The organism is Tsuneonella sp. HG249 (genome assembly GCF_053819205.1).
The window spans coordinates 1,227,841-1,242,921 of the sequence record NZ_JBSOQY010000001.1 but is presented as its reverse complement, the minus strand read 5'-3'; the positions used below and the strand labels follow the sequence as shown (position 1 = coordinate 1,242,921).

At 65.5% G+C, this 15,081-nt stretch carries 13 protein-coding genes and 1 other RNA gene; 8 read left to right on the top strand and 6 right to left on the bottom strand.

Going from position 1 to position 15,081, the window contains the following annotated elements; all coding sequences use genetic code 11:
• Window positions 1–52: 52 nt before the first annotated feature.
• A complete protein-coding gene (locus tag ACWPM1_RS06225; RefSeq protein ID WP_455693968.1) occupies window positions 53–490 on the bottom strand; it encodes a DNA polymerase III subunit chi in 438 nt (145 codons plus the stop codon).
• Between the two features lie 8 nt (window positions 491–498).
• Window positions 499–1,953 carry a leucyl aminopeptidase gene (locus ACWPM1_RS06220; protein ID WP_455693967.1) on the bottom strand — a complete coding sequence of 485 codons (1,455 nt, stop codon included), beginning with the start codon at window positions 1,951–1,953 and terminating at the stop codon, window positions 499–501.
• Window positions 1,954–2,047: 94 nt separating this feature from the next.
• Here ACWPM1_RS06220 and ACWPM1_RS06215 point away from each other — a divergent pair, with 94 nt between their 5' ends.
• The 4 genes from ACWPM1_RS06215 to rsmA all read left to right on the top strand — a co-directional run bounded on the left by ACWPM1_RS06215 (window position 2,048) and on the right by rsmA (window position 7,759).
• Entirely contained in the window at window positions 2,048–4,393 is a 2,346-nt protein-coding gene (locus ACWPM1_RS06215) for an LPS-assembly protein LptD (protein WP_455693966.1), read from the top strand.
• Between the two features lie 114 nt (window positions 4,394–4,507).
• Window positions 4,508–5,869: a peptidylprolyl isomerase gene (locus ACWPM1_RS06210; RefSeq protein WP_455693965.1), complete on the top strand. Its 1,362-nt coding sequence runs from the start codon at window positions 4,508–4,510 to the stop codon at window positions 5,867–5,869.
• Complete coding sequence (gene pdxA, locus ACWPM1_RS06205) at window positions 5,860–6,879, top strand: 4-hydroxythreonine-4-phosphate dehydrogenase PdxA (RefSeq protein ID WP_455695133.1); 1,020 nt, start codon at window positions 5,860–5,862, stop codon at window positions 6,877–6,879. Before ACWPM1_RS06210 ends, pdxA begins: the two co-directional genes overlap by 10 nt.
• A complete protein-coding gene (rsmA, locus tag ACWPM1_RS06200; protein ID WP_455693964.1) occupies window positions 6,872–7,759 on the top strand; it encodes a 16S rRNA (adenine(1518)-N(6)/adenine(1519)-N(6))-dimethyltransferase RsmA in 888 nt (295 codons plus the stop codon). Before pdxA ends, rsmA begins: the two co-directional genes overlap by 8 nt.
• Before the next feature lie 19 nt (window positions 7,760–7,778).
• On the opposite strand, the gene ACWPM1_RS06195 is transcribed toward rsmA, so the two are convergent.
• Together ACWPM1_RS06195 and ACWPM1_RS06190 are read right to left on the bottom strand one after the other, a co-directional pair.
• Entirely contained in the window at window positions 7,779–8,006 is a 228-nt protein-coding gene (locus ACWPM1_RS06195) for a hypothetical protein (protein ID WP_455693963.1), read from the bottom strand.
• A 111-nt stretch (window positions 8,007–8,117) separates the two neighbouring features.
• Complete coding sequence (locus tag ACWPM1_RS06190) at window positions 8,118–10,199, bottom strand: malate synthase G (protein WP_455693962.1); 2,082 nt, start codon at window positions 10,197–10,199, stop codon at window positions 8,118–8,120.
• Between the two features lie 168 nt (window positions 10,200–10,367).
• Between ACWPM1_RS06190 and ACWPM1_RS06185 the strand changes: the two genes are divergently transcribed.
• From ACWPM1_RS06185 to ACWPM1_RS06170, 4 genes are all read left to right on the top strand, one after another.
• A complete protein-coding gene (locus ACWPM1_RS06185; RefSeq protein ID WP_455693961.1) occupies window positions 10,368–11,570 on the top strand; it encodes a hydrolase in 1,203 nt (400 codons plus the stop codon).
• Window positions 11,567–12,583, top strand: coding sequence for an arginine N-succinyltransferase (locus ACWPM1_RS06180; RefSeq protein ID WP_455693960.1), 1,017 nt, complete (start codon window positions 11,567–11,569; stop codon window positions 12,581–12,583). Before ACWPM1_RS06185 ends, ACWPM1_RS06180 begins: the two co-directional genes overlap by 4 nt.
• Window positions 12,580–13,842, top strand: a complete 1,263-nt coding sequence (locus ACWPM1_RS06175; protein ID WP_455693959.1) for an N-succinylarginine dihydrolase — start codon at window positions 12,580–12,582, stop codon at window positions 13,840–13,842. Before ACWPM1_RS06180 ends, ACWPM1_RS06175 begins: the two co-directional genes overlap by 4 nt.
• Before the next feature lie 120 nt (window positions 13,843–13,962).
• On the top strand, window positions 13,963–14,199 hold the full coding sequence (locus ACWPM1_RS06170) for a hypothetical protein (RefSeq protein ID WP_455693958.1): 237 nt from the start codon (window positions 13,963–13,965) through the stop codon (window positions 14,197–14,199).
• A 77-nt stretch (window positions 14,200–14,276) separates the two neighbouring features.
• Here the strand turns inward: ACWPM1_RS06170 and ssrA are convergent.
• Together ssrA and mscL are read right to left on the bottom strand one after the other, a co-directional pair.
• Window positions 14,277–14,623: a transfer-messenger RNA gene (gene ssrA / locus ACWPM1_RS06165) on the bottom strand.
• 6 nt (window positions 14,624–14,629) lie between these two features.
• A complete protein-coding gene (gene mscL / locus ACWPM1_RS06160; RefSeq protein WP_455693957.1) occupies window positions 14,630–15,043 on the bottom strand; it encodes a large conductance mechanosensitive channel protein MscL in 414 nt (137 codons plus the stop codon).
• Window positions 15,044–15,081 lie beyond the last annotated feature (38 nt).

The following is a 15,081-nucleotide window of genomic DNA, read 5'->3' as shown; positions in this document are numbered from 1 at the left end:
TGCGGGGAGATTTGCGCGGCGCCCTAGCGAGCGGGAACTGGCCGCGCAAGGCTCACATCTTCTTGACCCACTTGCCGCCCTCCTGGGCGAAATAGCCCCGGGTCACGTCATCGCGGCCGTCGAACCGTCGCCAGATTGCACGGGCGGCTTCGACCTGCGCCTCGCCGAACAGGAGAATGGTGCGGTCGAAACCCTCAGCCGCCTCGCGCCACTCGCCGTCGGCCAGGACTGCCGTGCGGGCGCCGTTCGGGGCCGCACAATCGCTGCCCAGGAGGATCGGTTGAGCGTCGGCGTGGGGGCCGGTCTCCTTTCCGTTTGCCAAAAAGACTTCCGGCTTCGATTCCCACAGCGCGCGAGAGGTTGCCGCGCGGCGTTCAGAGTCCCCATCCACCACCAGCAAGCGCTCGCTCCCGCTCCGCACACGCTCGGCGATCGACGCGACTATGCGCTCGACCGGTCCTTGCGAGTACTGCCAGAAATCGAGCTGCACGGCGGACGCTAGGCCTCCAGCACGTCCCGCACGTAGCGGTCAATTAACCGGACGCCGTAGCCCGTGGCCCCTTTGTCCCAGGTCGCGCCGGGTTTCGCCGCCCACACCATGCCCGCGATGTCGCAGTGGGCCCACGGCCGATCCTTGTCGATGAAGCGCTGGAGAAACTGCGCGGCGGTGATCGAGCCGGCTTCGCGCGGCCCGATGTTCTGCATGTCGGCGATGGGTGAATCGATCAGCTTATCGTAAACGGGGCCCAGCGGCATCCGCCACAGCTTGTCGCCGCTGGCCGTACCCGCCTCGGCGAGCGCATCGGCCAACTGGTTGTCGTTCGCGAACATGCCGCCGTATTCGAAGCCGAGGCTGATGATCATCGCTCCGGTCAGGGTCGCTAAGTCGATGATAGCGACGGGATCGTGCTCCTTCTGGACCCAAGTGAGCGCGTCGCACAGCACCAGGCGCCCTTCGGCATCCGTATTGAGAACTTCGACGGTCTGCCCGCTCATGGTAGTCAAGACATCGCCGGGCCGCATCGCCTTCCCGTCGGGCATGTTTTCCACCAGGCCCATCACACCTACGATGTTGGCCTTGGCCTTCCGCCGAGCCAATGTGAGCATGGCACCGGCCACCGCGCCGGCGCCGCCCATGTCCCACTTCATGTCACCCATCCCGGGCCCCGGCTTGATGCTGATGCCGCCGGTGTCGAACGTGACCCCCTTGCCGACGAACGCCATTGGCCGGCCGCCAGGTTCGCCGCCGTTCCACTTGACCGCCAGCAGCCGAGAGGGCTGCTCCGACCCTTGCCCGACGCCGAGGAGCGCTCCCATGCCAAGCTTGGTCATCTCTTCGACGCCGAGCACGGTGATCTCGAGACCGGTCCCTTGGTAGCGCTCGCGGCAGCGCGCAACAAAGCTCTCCGGGTAGATGACGTTGGCGGGCTCGGTAACCAGCTCGCGCGTGAACTCGACGCCCTCTGCCAACGCTTCGGCGGTCGCCCATGCCTCGGCTCCGCCCGCAGGTGCGCCTACCACGATGGCCTTCCTTAGTGTTACTTTCTGCTCGTCCTTTACCTTGGTGCGATAGCGGTCGTAACGCCAAGCCCGCAGGCGAAATCCCGTGAGCACGCAGGCGATCTCGTCGACCGCGAGACCGTCGGCCTCGATGACAATGCCCTCAGCGCCCGAGCATGAGTACTTCGCGGCAAGCGCGCCGCCCGCCTTCTCGAGGTTGGCGATGCGCGCCTCGTCGCCTTTCTCGCCTGCGCCCACCAGCGCGATCCGCACCACCTTGCCGCCCCGCTCGGCGAAGCCGTCGAACACCTGCCCGGGTTTACCCTTGAAGCGCGCCGCCTTCGCCCCGTGCGCCAGCGTCGGATCGAGATCTTTCGGCAATGCGTCCTGACCGACGACCCTGGCGACGATCTGGGTTGCGGCGGGAATGGCGTCAGCGAATTCGATCTTCATGAAAACTCCGGCAAAAGGAACGCCCGACGAGCCGTTTGTCGCAGCGGCGGCGTTGGCGATTGCGATTAGGCGGCAGTGCTGCGATAGGCAAGCGATGCTCCCCGCTACGTACGGATCGCAGCAGGCTTCGTCGCGCCGCCCGCCAGCCGTGTTGCGCCGGGGCGCGGCCAGTGCACTTGTGCTGGTGCTCGCGCTCTGTGCCGCCCCGGTCACCGCTCAGGACGGCCCTGCACCCGGAATGGGCACGGTCGAAGAGCCCGATGGCACACCGCCTGATCTGTCGACTCCGATTCCGCCGATAGACCCGGCAACGATGCCGGCTACGCCGACCGATGCGCGGCGCATCAATTTCGAAGCGAACGCCGTTGCCTACGATCAGGAGTCCGAAACTGTCACCGCGACGGGAGAAGTCGTGCTGCGGAGCGAGGACCGCTCGGTCCGCGCGGACGAGGTCGTATGGAACCGGCAGACCGGGCAGATCGTCGCGAGCGGGGACGTGCGCTTCGTCGACGAGGAAGGCAATCAGCTCTATACCAGCCGCATCGAGCTGACCGACGAGTTCGAGGCCGGTGCGATGGAGGACCTGTTGCTTGCGCTCCGGGAAGGCGGTCGGCTCGCGGCCGCCAGCGGCTCCCGGCTCGCCGATGGGACTATCGAACTCAACCGCGCCGCCTACACCGGTTGCGAGGTGGTGACGCCCGAAGGCTGTCCGCGCGAGCCAAGCTGGCGGATTACCGCGGACCGCGTGGTCTATTCGCCGGCTGACAACCGCGTGCGGTTCCAAGGCGCTTACCTCGAGATGTTCGGCGCTCGGCTGATACCCTTGCCCGGCTTGGCCATCCGAACCGACGGGCGGCCGGTTTCGGGCTTCCTAATTCCCGACATCCAATACTCACGCAACAATGGTCTCCAACTGTCCGGCAGCTATTACCTCAGCCTCGCGCCGAACCGGGACCTGACGCTCAGCGGATACGCCTTTACCGGCGCCCCACCCATGGCTAGCGGGCAGTGGCGTCACCTGACGGATGACGGTGCTTACCAGGTCACGGCTTATGGCACATATAGCCGCCGGCTCGATCCCTTCGGCGGCGCGCCCTCTGGCGACAACCAGTTTCGCGGCTACATCTTCGCCAACGGGCGTTTCCAGCTCGACCCGAACTGGAGCGTGGACTTCTCGGCTCGCCGAGCGACCGATCGCACCTTCCTGCGCCGCTACGACATCAGCCGCGACGACCGATTGCGGTCGATGATCGAGGTCGAGCGGGTCGACGACGATTCCTATCTCACCATTGCCGGCTACGCGACCCAGACGATGCGCCTTGGCGCGAACCAGGGCCAGGTCCCGATAGCCATCCCGATGATCGATTACCGGAAACGGATCGATGCGCCGATCGTGGGCGGCAAGCTGGAACTTCAGGCCAACACCCTTGCGATTCACCGGCCCGACGGGCAGGACACCCAGCGCGCGTTCGCTGGCGCCAAGTGGGACCTGAAGCGAGTTACCCCTTGGGGCCAACTGCTAACCCTCAGTGCGTTACTGCGCGGCGACGTCTATCATTCCGACGAAAACGGCCTCACCGCCACCGCGATCTATCGCGGCAATCCCGGCTGGAAGACCCGCGGCGTCGCATTGGCGGCCGCCGACCTCGAATGGCCGCTGGTCGGCAGACTTTTCGGCGGCACGCAGGTGCTGACCCCGCGGGTCCAAGTGGTGCTGAGCCCGCCCATCGCCAATCTTTCCGTGCCAAACGAAGATGCTCGGGCGATCGATCTGGAGGATTCCAACCTCTTCGCACTGAACCGCTTCCCGGGTTACGACCGGATCGAGGACCGGCCCCGGATCACCTACGGTTTCGACTGGCAGCTGACACGCCCCAACTGGCGCATCGACACCACCGTCGGCCAATCAGTACGGCTCGACAACCGCGGGTCGATACTTCCTGACGGCACTGGGCTTTCCGAACGTGTGTCAGATTTTGTCGGCCGGACCGAAATCCGCTTCAAGGACTTCGTGAAGCTGACTCACCGGTTCCGGCTCGACAAGGACAACTTCGCTGTGCGGAGGAACGAGTTCGACGCGGCGGTCGGCTCGAGCCGCACTTACGCCGAGGTCGGTTATCTGCGGCTCAATCGCGATATCTCCCCGACGATTGAGGATTTGCGCGACCGCGAGGAGCTGCGCTTCGCCGGGCGCTTGGCGTTCGCGCGTTACTGGTCGGTATTCGGCTCGGGAGTATTCAATCTCACAGACCGGTTCGAAGATCCTAGCCTGACGGCCGATGGGTTCGAACCGATCCGTACTCGCCTCGGCGTCGCCTACCAGGACGACTGTCTCGAACTCGGCGCCACTTGGCGGCGGGACTACGTAAACCAAGGCGATGCAAGGAAGGGCAACACTTTCCAGTTCTATTTCGCATTGCGAAACCTCGGTTTCCGCTAGTTGGCAGTCGGCTGCTAACGCGCTATCCGCCCCCGGACACTCAGCTTGGGTTAAGCCGCTTCGGCACATCGACCTGGGCTCAATCGGCACCATCCGGCACCGATTAATACGGACATGAATGTGATCGTAAGAACCGTTTCCAAGCTGCTCAGCGGCGTCGCCGCCTTCGGCCTCGTGACCGCTCCCATCGCCGTTCAGGCGCAGGTGGCTCCCGCTGCTGAAGCGCCGGCGGTCGCCGCGCTCGATCTGCCGCGCACGATCGCGGTTCTGGGCAAGAACGACCCCAATCTGCGAAAGCCAACCGCCGTTGTGAACGGCCAGATCATCACCGGGACCGATGTCGATCAGCGCGCGGCGTTGACGATTGCCGCCTCGAAGGGTCAGATCGCGCCGGAAGAGATTGAGCGGCTACGAACCCAGGTCCTCCGCAACTTGATCGACGAGAACCTGCAGATCCAGGAAGCGAAAGCGCAGGAGATCGAGGTAACACAGGCCGAAGTCGACCAGACTTACGCCCGCGTCGCGGCCCAGAACTTCGGCCAGAACGTCCAGGCGATGGACGAGTATCTCGTCCGGGTCGGCTCATCCCCTGCCTCGCTCAAGCGGCAGATTCTCGGCGAGCTTTCGTGGCAACGATTGCTGCGGCGCAATATCGCCCCGTTCGTCAACGTCTCGGCGGAAGAGGTCAACGAGATCATGGCCCGGCTCGAGGCGAGCCGCGGCACCGAAGAGTATCGTCTCGGCGAAATCTGGCTTTCAGCCACCTCCGAGAACCGCGAGCAGGTTCTCGCGAACCTCGGCCGGATCGTTGAGCAGTTGAAGCAGGGCGGCAGCTTCGTCGGCTATGCCCGGCAGTATTCGGAATCGTCGACCGCCGCCGCCGGCGGCGACCTCGGCTTCGTGCGCCTGGAAATGCTGCCGAGCGAGCTCGCGGTCGCGGCGCGCCAGATGCAGCCCGGACAGCTAGTCGGGCCGATCGAGAACTCCGGCGGGTTTTCGATCCTCTACCTTATCGACAAGAAGGCCGTGCTGACAGCCGACGCGCGCGACGCGACATTAAGTCTCAAGCAAATCTCGCTCGCCTTCCCGCCGGGCATCAGTGAATCCGAGGCACAGGGTCGCCTGCAGTCATTCGTTTCGGGCGTGCAAGCGATTAAGGGCTGCGGCAACGCAGAAGAAGGCGCTGCTGCGATCGGCGCCACGGTAGCGAGCAGCGACGGTATAGTGATGCGCTCCCTGCCGGAAGCCATCCAGGGACTCCTGATGGAGCTCCAGATCGGACAATCCACAGCCCCGTTCGGCGGCCTCAAGGAAGGCGTGAGCGTGCTCATGCTGTGCGGACGCGACGATCCTGTCGACGCAAGCGCGCCCAGTTTCGACGACTTGATGTCACAGCTGGAGGAAGACCGCGTCAACAAGCGGGCGCAGCGTTACTTGCGCGACCTGCGCAACGACGCGGTGATCGAATACAACTGACGCGCTCCCCTGCCCCGCTCGCCGTTTCGCTCGGCGACCCGGCGGGGATCGGTCCGGAGCTTATTGCAGAAGCGTGGTCGCGGCGCGAGAACGAGCGCCTCGTCCCCTTCGCAGCAATCGGCGGAGCCGGGCTTCTCGCGGCTGCCGCTGCATCGCGCGGTCTGAACGTCCCGGTACAGCGGATTACATCGCTGGGAGAAGCGACGGAGGTATTTCCACGGGCGCTCCCAGTGCTGGATGTGCGTGATGGTGAGTGGTCACCCGGCGCGCCCGACCGCAAAGGCGCAGAGTTCGCGCTGGCCAGCCTTCACCAAGCCACGGCCTTGGCCGTCAGCCGGGAAGCGTCCGCCCTCGTTACCGGGCCCATCGCCAAGTCGCTGCTGGCCCAAGTCGGGTTCGACTATCCGGGTCAGACCGAGTTCGTTGCCGCCGCCTGCGGGGTGGCGGCGCAGAGCGCGGTCATGATGCTCGCCGGACCGCAGTTGCGCACGATCCCGCTTACGGTTCACATCCCGCTGGCCGATGTACCGGCGTCGATCTCCATCGACCTCATCTGCCATCGGGCCCGCATCGCAGCGCGATCTCTTGCACAGGATTTCGGTATCGCCGCGCCGCGCATTGCGATCGCCGGCCTCAATCCGCACGCCGGCGAGGACGGGCGGATGGGAACCGAGGAGGCGCGGATCATCTCTCCCGCAATTGCCGCTCTGCAGGCCGAGGGGATTCTGGCGACCGGGCCGCATCCGGCCGACGCGCTCTTCGCTCTCCACGCCCGTGGCGGTTACGACGTGGCGCTCTGCATGTACCACGATCAGGCATTGATCCCCCTCAAGGCCCTCGACTTCGATAGCGGGGTTAACGTCACGCTCGGGCTGCCGGTCGTCCGCACTAGTCCTGACCACGGGACTGCTTTTGCGATCGCCGGTACGGGGCAAGCGAGTGCCGGCGCGACGATTGCGGCGGTTCGCATTGCCGGTGAGTGCGCGGCGCGACGTGCCGCCGATGCCTGATCTGCCTCCACTGCGCGACGTCGTCGCTCGTCACGGGCTCATTGCGTCGAAGGCGCTCGGCCAGAACTTCCTGTTCGATGAGCATCTGCTCGACCGAATCGCGGCGATCCCCGGAGACCTGGCCGGCAGCGCCGTGCTCGAGATCGGACCGGGTCCCGGCGGCCTCACGCGTGCACTGCTCCGTGCCGGAGCCCGAGTGACTGCGATCGAGATGGATCGGCGGTGCCTGCCAGCGCTCGCCGAGCTCGAGGCGGCATTTCCCGGTCACCTGCGAGTGGTCGAGGAAGACGCGATGAAGATCGACCACGACGACCTGATGGGCGAACCTTACGCGGTCGTCGCCAATCTGCCGTACAACGTGGGCACCGCGCTGTTCGTGCGCTGGCTGGGGGGCGAGAACTGGCCGCCGCGGTGGAGCAGCCTCACATTGATGTTTCAGGAAGAGGTCGCCCACCGCATCGTCGCCGCGCCGGGGAGCGGTGCCTACGGCCGCCTGGCGGTGCTTGCCCAGTGGCGTTCAGCCGCCAGGTTGGCGATGAAAGTCCACCGGAGCGCGTTCACGCCGCCGCCCAAGATCATGAGCGCGGTCGTCCACATCGAGCCCCGAACGGCACCCGACGGAGTTAATGCACGCATCCTCGAGCGGATCACCGAGGCTGCGTTCGGTCAGCGGCGCAAGATGCTCCGACAGAGCATCAAGGGCATTCCGGGAGCCATCGAAGCGCTCGAGACGCTCTGCATCGATCCGCAGCGGCGGGCGGAAACACTGGCCGTCTCCGAATTCACCGGGCTCGCGCGCCTGCTCGGCCTTGAAGCCACGGCAACGCGGAACGAGAACGCCCGACAAAAAAGAGGCCCCGAAACGGAGCCTCTTCTTTAACAGAAATTATCCCCGATGATCAGGGGCTGACGGCCTCGTCGTCGTCAAGGGTCTCGATCAGCGCCCACACGGCCAAAGCCGCGGCGATGCCGATAAAGATCAGATCTACGGTTCCGACCGAGCCGCCGAGGCCGCTCTCATCAGCGGCCGGAGCCGAATCACGGGTGACGGGCGCGGCTTGCACCGCGACCGACGAAACGGCGAGCGAGGCAGCGGCGAGCGCTACGGGCAACTTGCGAAAAAACATGGATCCCTCATCAATCGGACAATTGGTTCGGCGCCCATTACGCGGCGACAAGTCGCCAAGTCAAACGACATGTTGTGACATTGGGGCAACATTGCAGCAGTTTGGCTCTGACTAGCCTTTCGCGCGCCGGCGCCACTCATGGAGCAATGGCTCGGTATACCCGCTCGGTTGTTCGACGCCCTTGAACACCAGGTCCACCGCGGCCCGGAAAGCGGGGCCATCCTCGTTGCCCGACAGCGGCACGTAGAGCGGGTCGCCGGCGTTCTGCGCATCGACCTTTCGCGCCATCCGGCGCAGGCTGTCCATCACCTGTTCCGCCGAGCAGACCCCGTGGAGAAGCCAGTTCGCCATGTGCTGCGAGCTGATTCGTAGTGTCGCACGATCTTCCATCAGGCCGACGTCGTGAATATCGGGCACCTTCGAGCAACCCACGCCTTGATCGATCCAGCGCACAACGTAGCCCAGCAGCCCCTGCGCGTTATTGTCGAGTTCCTCGCGGATTTCGTCTGCCGACCAATTGGTCCCCTGGGCGAGCGGGATTGCCAGCAGTTCATCTAGTCCGGGCGCCTCGCCGATTTCCTTCTGACGGGCGAACACATCGAGCATGTGATAATGCGTCGCGTGCAGCGTGGCCGCCGTGGGCGACGGCACCCAGGCGGTGTTCGCACCCGCCTGCAGATGGCCGATCTTCTGCGCCATCATGTCGCGCATCATGTCGGGGGCAGCCCACATGCCCTTGCCAATCTGCGCCCGGCCGGAGAGGCCGTGCCGCAGGCCGATCGCGACGTTTCGCGCCTCGTAGCCCTGCAGCCAGCGCGAGGCCTTCATCTCCGCTTTGCGGATCATGGGGCCAGCCTGCATCGAGGTGTGAATCTCGTCGCCCGTGCGGTCGAGGAACCCCGTGTTTATGAACACGATGCGGTCCTTCACCGCATGGATGCACGCGGCGAGATTGGCGCTCGTGCGCCGCTCCTCGTCCATCACGCCCACTTTGACGGTATGGCGCGGCAATTCGAGCAGGTCCTCCACCGCATCGAACAGGTCGTTGGTGAAGGCGCATTCCTCTGGCCCGTGCTGCTTGGGCTTCACGATATAGATGGAGCCGGCACGGCTGTTCTGCCATTTGCCGAGCCCGCGCACATCATGAGCGCCGATCGCTGAGGTGATCACCGCGTCCATGATGCCCTCGGGCACTTCGCTGCCGTCAGGCAGCAGGATCGCGGGATTGGTCATCAGGTGGCCGACATTGCGGACGAACAGCAGGCTGCGGCCCGGCAGGGTTTGATCGCCCGCCCGACGGTCGTCTGCCAGCCGCCGGGTCAGTTCGCGGCCACCCTTGTCGAATGTCTCCGACAAATCGCCGCGGATCACGCCGAGCCAGTTGCGGTAGGCGGCGAGCTTGTCGGCCGCGTCGACCGCCGCGATCGAATCCTCGAGATCGACGATCGTCGTCAGCGCGCTCTCCAGCACGACGTCCGAAATCCCGGCGGGATCGTCGCGGCCGACCGGGGTCTCGAGGTCGAACACGACCTCGACGTGAAGCCCGTTGTTGACGAACATTCGCCCCGAGGCCGTCTTGCCGACGAACTGGGCCGGCTCGGCCAGGGCGATGTCGTCGGGCCCTCGGAGCGACTGCCAGCTTCGCCCACCCGCCAGCGGCAACGCACGGTCGAGGAACGCCCGCGCCTCGGCGATCACCGCCGCGCCGCGCTGCGCATCGTACCCGCCAGGTCGCGCGGGCGCAGCGTCGATCGCATCGGTGCCGTAGTAGGCGTCGTACAGGCTGCCCCAGCGCGCGTTCGCCGCGTTCAGCAGGAATCGCGCGTTGAGCACAGGGACAACCAGTTGTGGGCCCGCCATGGTGGCGATCTCGGCATCGACGTTCGCGGTGCCGATGATGAAGTCGCCCGGCTCGGGTACGAGATAGCCGATCGACTCGAGGAACGCTCGGTAGGCGTCGGCATCGTGCGGCTGCCCACGCCGTTCGCGGTGCCAACCGTCGATCTGCTTCTGAAGTGACTCGCGCTTGGCGAGCAGCGCCCGATTGCGCGGTGTGAAGCGAGCCAGCAGGTCAGCGAATCCCGCCCAGAACCGATCGGGGTCGCAGCGTAGCGGGGCGAGCACCTCCGCTTCGAGGAAGCGCGCCAGCGCCCCGTCCACCTGCAGCCCGGACCTGTCCAATGTCTCGTTCACTTGTTCCTCGCGCAGTTTGCTAGCCGCGCCACCTTCGGCGCGGTCCTTCGTTAGCCTGTCGTCCGGGGAGGAAGCGAGCGGCGCGTATGACCAAGCCGGGGACGGTTTGCAACCGTCAGGCGGGGTGGGGTTGGAGAGCCCCGCGTGGGCGGCTAGGAGCCGTTGCAGATGAAACCGGCACCAGACCAGTTCACCGCCGCGATCGACGGCGCCGCGATGATCGAGCAGACGCGTGCGTGGGGCGCCATCAACACCGGAACCGGCAATCTCGAGGGGCTTGCCGAGCAGGCGGCCCGTCTTGCGAACGCTTTTTCCGCCCTACCGGGCGAGGTCGCCCTGGTGGAGCCCGCTCCGGTATCTGTCGTCGCCGTCGACGGGCGGGAGGTCGACAAGGAACACGGGCCTCACCTCGTGCTTCGGGTTCGGCCGGAGGCGTCGCGGCGCGTGCTGCTGACCGGCCATATGGACACCGTCTTCCCGGCCGATCATCCGTTTCAGGAGCAGCGCTGGCTCGACGACGACACGTTGAACGGGCCCGGCCTGGCCGACATGAAGGGCGGCATCGCGGTTATACTGCATGCCCTGCTCGCGCTGGAAACAACCCGGGCCGCCGACGCACTCGGCTACGACGTGATGATCAATTCCGACGAGGAAACGGGCTCGCTCTCGTCCGCCTCGCTGATCGCCGACCTGGCACAAGGGAAGTTCGCCGCCCTCACCTACGAGCCCAGCGCGCTGCCCGACGGCACGCTCGCCCACGCCCGCGGCGGCAGCGGCAACTTCAGCGTGGTGATCACCGGACGCTCGGCCCATGCCGGGCGCAATCCGCACGAAGGGCGCAATGCACTCGTCGCCGCCGCCGATCTCGCCGTTCGGCTCAAGGCGATGGGGCACGACTCGCTATCGATCAATCCTGCCCGGATCGACGGTGGGTCGGCCAACAACGTGGTGCCCGACCATGCGGTGCTTCGCTTCAACATCCGCCCTAAGTCGGTGGAGGCAGCCGACATTTTCCAGCGCGACCTGAAAGACTTGATCGGAGATATTGAAACACGCCATGAAGTCTTGCTTCACCTCCACGGCGGCATCAGCCGTCCGCCCAAGCCGGTCGATGCGCGGGCGCAAAAGCTGTTCGACCTGGTGCGCGAATGCGGCGCCGAGCTTGGCCAGCCGATCGGCTGGCAGCCATCGGGCGGAGTGTGTGACGGCAACAACATCGCCGCCTGCGGAGTGCCGGTCGTAGATACGATGGGCGTGCGCGGCGGCGCGATCCATTCGCCCGACGAGTTCATGATCGTCCCCAGCCTTGCCGAGCGCGCGGCGCTCTCGGCCCTCGTGCTCGCCCGCCTCGCTGCCGGAGAATCCCTGTGAGCTTTCGCCTGCGCGCGGCGCACCCGGCCGACCTCGAGCCGCTCTACGAAATGGCCAAGCTGACCGGCGGCGGTTTCACCAACCTTCCGGCAGACCGCAAGGCCCTCGCTGCGAAACTGGAGCGGGCCGAAGTGTCGTTTGCCCGCGAGGATGACAGCCTCGCCGACGAACAGTTCGTCCTGGTGCTCGAAAACGCGGAAACCAGCGAAGTGCGCGGTACCTGCCAGCTGATGTCTCAGGTCGGGCAACGCTGGCCGTTCTATTCCTACCGCATCACTACCCTTACCCAGCATTCGCAGGAACTGGAGCGCACCGTCCGGGCGGACCTGCTCAGCCTGGTGACCGACCTGGAAGGTTCAAGCGAGGTGGGCGGGCTTTTCCTGCACCCTAACGAGCGTGCGGGCGGGCTCGGCCTTCTCCTTGCGCGCAGCCGCTATCTGTTCATCGCCATGCACCGCAGCCGCTTTGCCGAGCGGGTTCTGGCGGAACTGCGCGGTATCATCGACGAACGCGGGGGATCCCCGTTCTGGGACGGCGTCGCCGGTCGATTCTTCGGAATGACTTTCCAGGACGCCGACTACTTCAACGCGATCAACGGCAACCAGTTCATTGCCGACCTGATGCCCAAGCACCCGGTCTACATCGCCATGCTGGAAGAGACCGCCCGCACCGCCATCGGTATGCCCCATCCGACCGGGCGTGCCGCCATGCGCATGCTGGAGAACGAAGGTTTTCGCAGCGATGGTTATGTCGACATCTTCGACGGCGGCCCGACGATGATCGCACGCACCGCGGACGTGAAGTCCGTGCGCGACGCACGGCCCGGGCGGGTATCGAGCACCACCCTCGACATCGGCGAGCGCGCCATTCTGGCAACCGGCAAGCTCGGCACGTTCCGCTCCGCGTTCGGCATGCGCGATCTTCACCCCGACGGCAGCCTCGAACTCGATCGCCTCTCCGCCGGCCTGCTCGGCGTTCGCGAAGGCGACGAGGTGTGGAGCGTTGCCCGGTGAGTGAGTCCTCGCAGGCGGTCGAGATCAATTTCGACGGAATCGTCGGCCCGACCCACAACTACGCGGGACTAAGCTTGGGCAATCTGGCGGCCACCGCCAATGCCGGGGCGGTCAGCTATCCGCGCGCGGCGGCGCTGCAGGGACTTGCCAAGATGCGCCACAATCTGGCGCTGGGTCTGCACCAGGGTTTCTTCGTCCCGCCAGAGCGCCCCGACGAAGGGTTTCTCGAAAACCTCGCCGTCGACGAAACCGCGGACCCCGCGGTGACCGCGATGGCCTGGTCCGCCTCGGCCATGTGGGCGGCGAACGCGGCGACAGTGAGCCCCGCCGGCGATACCGCCGACGGGAGGTGTCACCTGACCATAGCCAACCTCCGCTCGATGCCCCACCGGAGCATCGAATGGGCCGCCACGATGGACCAGTTGGCGCTCGTCTTCTGCGACGAAGAGCGCTTCGCGGTTCACGATCCCGTGGAATTCTGCTTCGGTGACGAGGGCGCCGCGAACCACATGCGGCTTTGCGAACGGCACGATCTTCCGGGCGTCGAGGTGTTCGTCTACGGACGCAGCGGGGGCGCTTTCCCGGCCCGCCAGCACGAACAGGCGAGCCTCGCCGTCGCCCGCCGGCACGGCCTCGATCCGAAGCGCACCGTGTTCATCGAACAGAATCCGGCAGCGATCGCCGCGGGGGCCTTCCACAACGACGTCGTCGCGGTGGCCAACGAGCGCGTGCTGTTCGCCCATTCACAGGCGTTTGCCGACCAGGCCGGCGCCTATGCGGCGGTGGCGGAAGCGTTTCCCGCGCTCGAAATCGTCGAGGTGCCGGCGGCCGAGGTTTCGCTCGACGAGGCGATCCGTAGCTATCTGTTCAATGCCCAGCTCGTGACGCTTCCAGGCGGCGAGATGGCGCTAATCGTGCCGATCGAATGTACCGAGACCGCGCAGGTCGCCCGTTACCTTGAAAAGCTCGTCGCCGGAAACGGACCGATCCAGCAGGTGCTGCCGGTCGACGTGCGCCAGTCGATGGCCAACGGCGGCGGCCCCGCTTGCCTGCGGCTTCGCGTGGTCTGCGATCCCGCCACCGCGGATCAGCGGTTTCTCCTGGACGAGCGCAAAGCCGATGCGATCGAGGCGGCAATCGCGGCCAGTTGGCCGGAACAGATCGATCCCGCCGACCTCGGCTCCCGGACGCTGATTGAAACGGTCAAACATGCCCGTTTCACGCTTCTTGAAGCGCTTCATCTGCAGATTCTAGGTTAATCCGCTAGACGACCCGTCGAAGCCGCTTACACTCCCGGTTTCGTTAACCTTTGTGCGCGCGGCAAATCCGGCCCTGTCGCGGGTCTTGCTCCGTACGGTGTTAAGAAAATGCGAGACGTCATGCTGAAGAAAGTCGGCCGCCTGTTCGTGATCAAGACGCGCTTCGAAGCGTGCCTCATCATCTACGCGCTGGCGCTCGGCGCCTGCGAGCGCGGCTTGGTCTACCTCGAGCAGTTCCCCGGCTGGGGCGGCAAGCTCCTGTTCCTCGCGGTGACCGGCTCGGTCTTCCTGGCCGGCGCGAAGATCTTCGACTGCCTGCGCTTCGAGAAAGAGCGGCGCGAGAGGCAGACTGCCTGATCGGGGCGGCCGGCGGCGACGTAGCTGGCAATGGGGAATAGGTGGGGGATTCTGTTGCTAGGCTCCCCCGGGCCCCCGGTTTCCGATTCTGTTACCCGGTTCGGTCCGAACCGTGCTCAAGTCCTTGTAACTTCAGGGCGTTAGCCCCTAGAATTACGCAGCGAGAGCAAGTGCTTCGTTGTCGTTGGCACTTGTGGGTTTTGAGCCTTGAACGGGTTACTCAGCCCGAGCAAAAACGATGCTTTTCAATACACGTCGATCCTGGTTCGGCCCCGTCATTTTCTCCGCAACGCCGGAGAAGGTGGTGGAGCCGCCGGGTACTGCCCCCGGGTCCGCTGCATCTATTGCACACCGCAATTTATCGCCATAGCCGGCCGAAGCCGGCACCGACCGATATAGGCCCTGCATGCTTAATGTGAAGTGACTGCGTTCACGGGCGGCGGCGCAGCTCGTCGCGGATTTCCACCAGCAGCTCCACTTCGCTGGGTCCGGCAGGGGTCTCAGCGGGCCTCTTCACCAGCTTGTTGGCCTGTTTCACCAGCAGGAAAATGACGAAGGCGAGGATCAGGAAGTTGATCACCGTCGAGACGAAGTTGCCCCAGGCGAAGACATTGGCACCCGCGGCCCGCGCCGCTTCGAGCGACACGCCCGGCTCGACGGCGCCCGAGAGCACGACGTACTTGTCGGAGAAATCCATCCCTCCGAAGACGGCGCCCACCAGCGGCATGATGAGATCGGCCGTCAGCGAGCCGACGATGGTGGCGAAGGCCGCGCCGATAATGACCGCCACCGCAAGATCGAGCACGTTGCCCTTAGCGATGAATTCCTTGAACTCCTGCAGCATATCCGGTCCTCCGTCCCTGCGTCCCGAGGGGGGTGTCG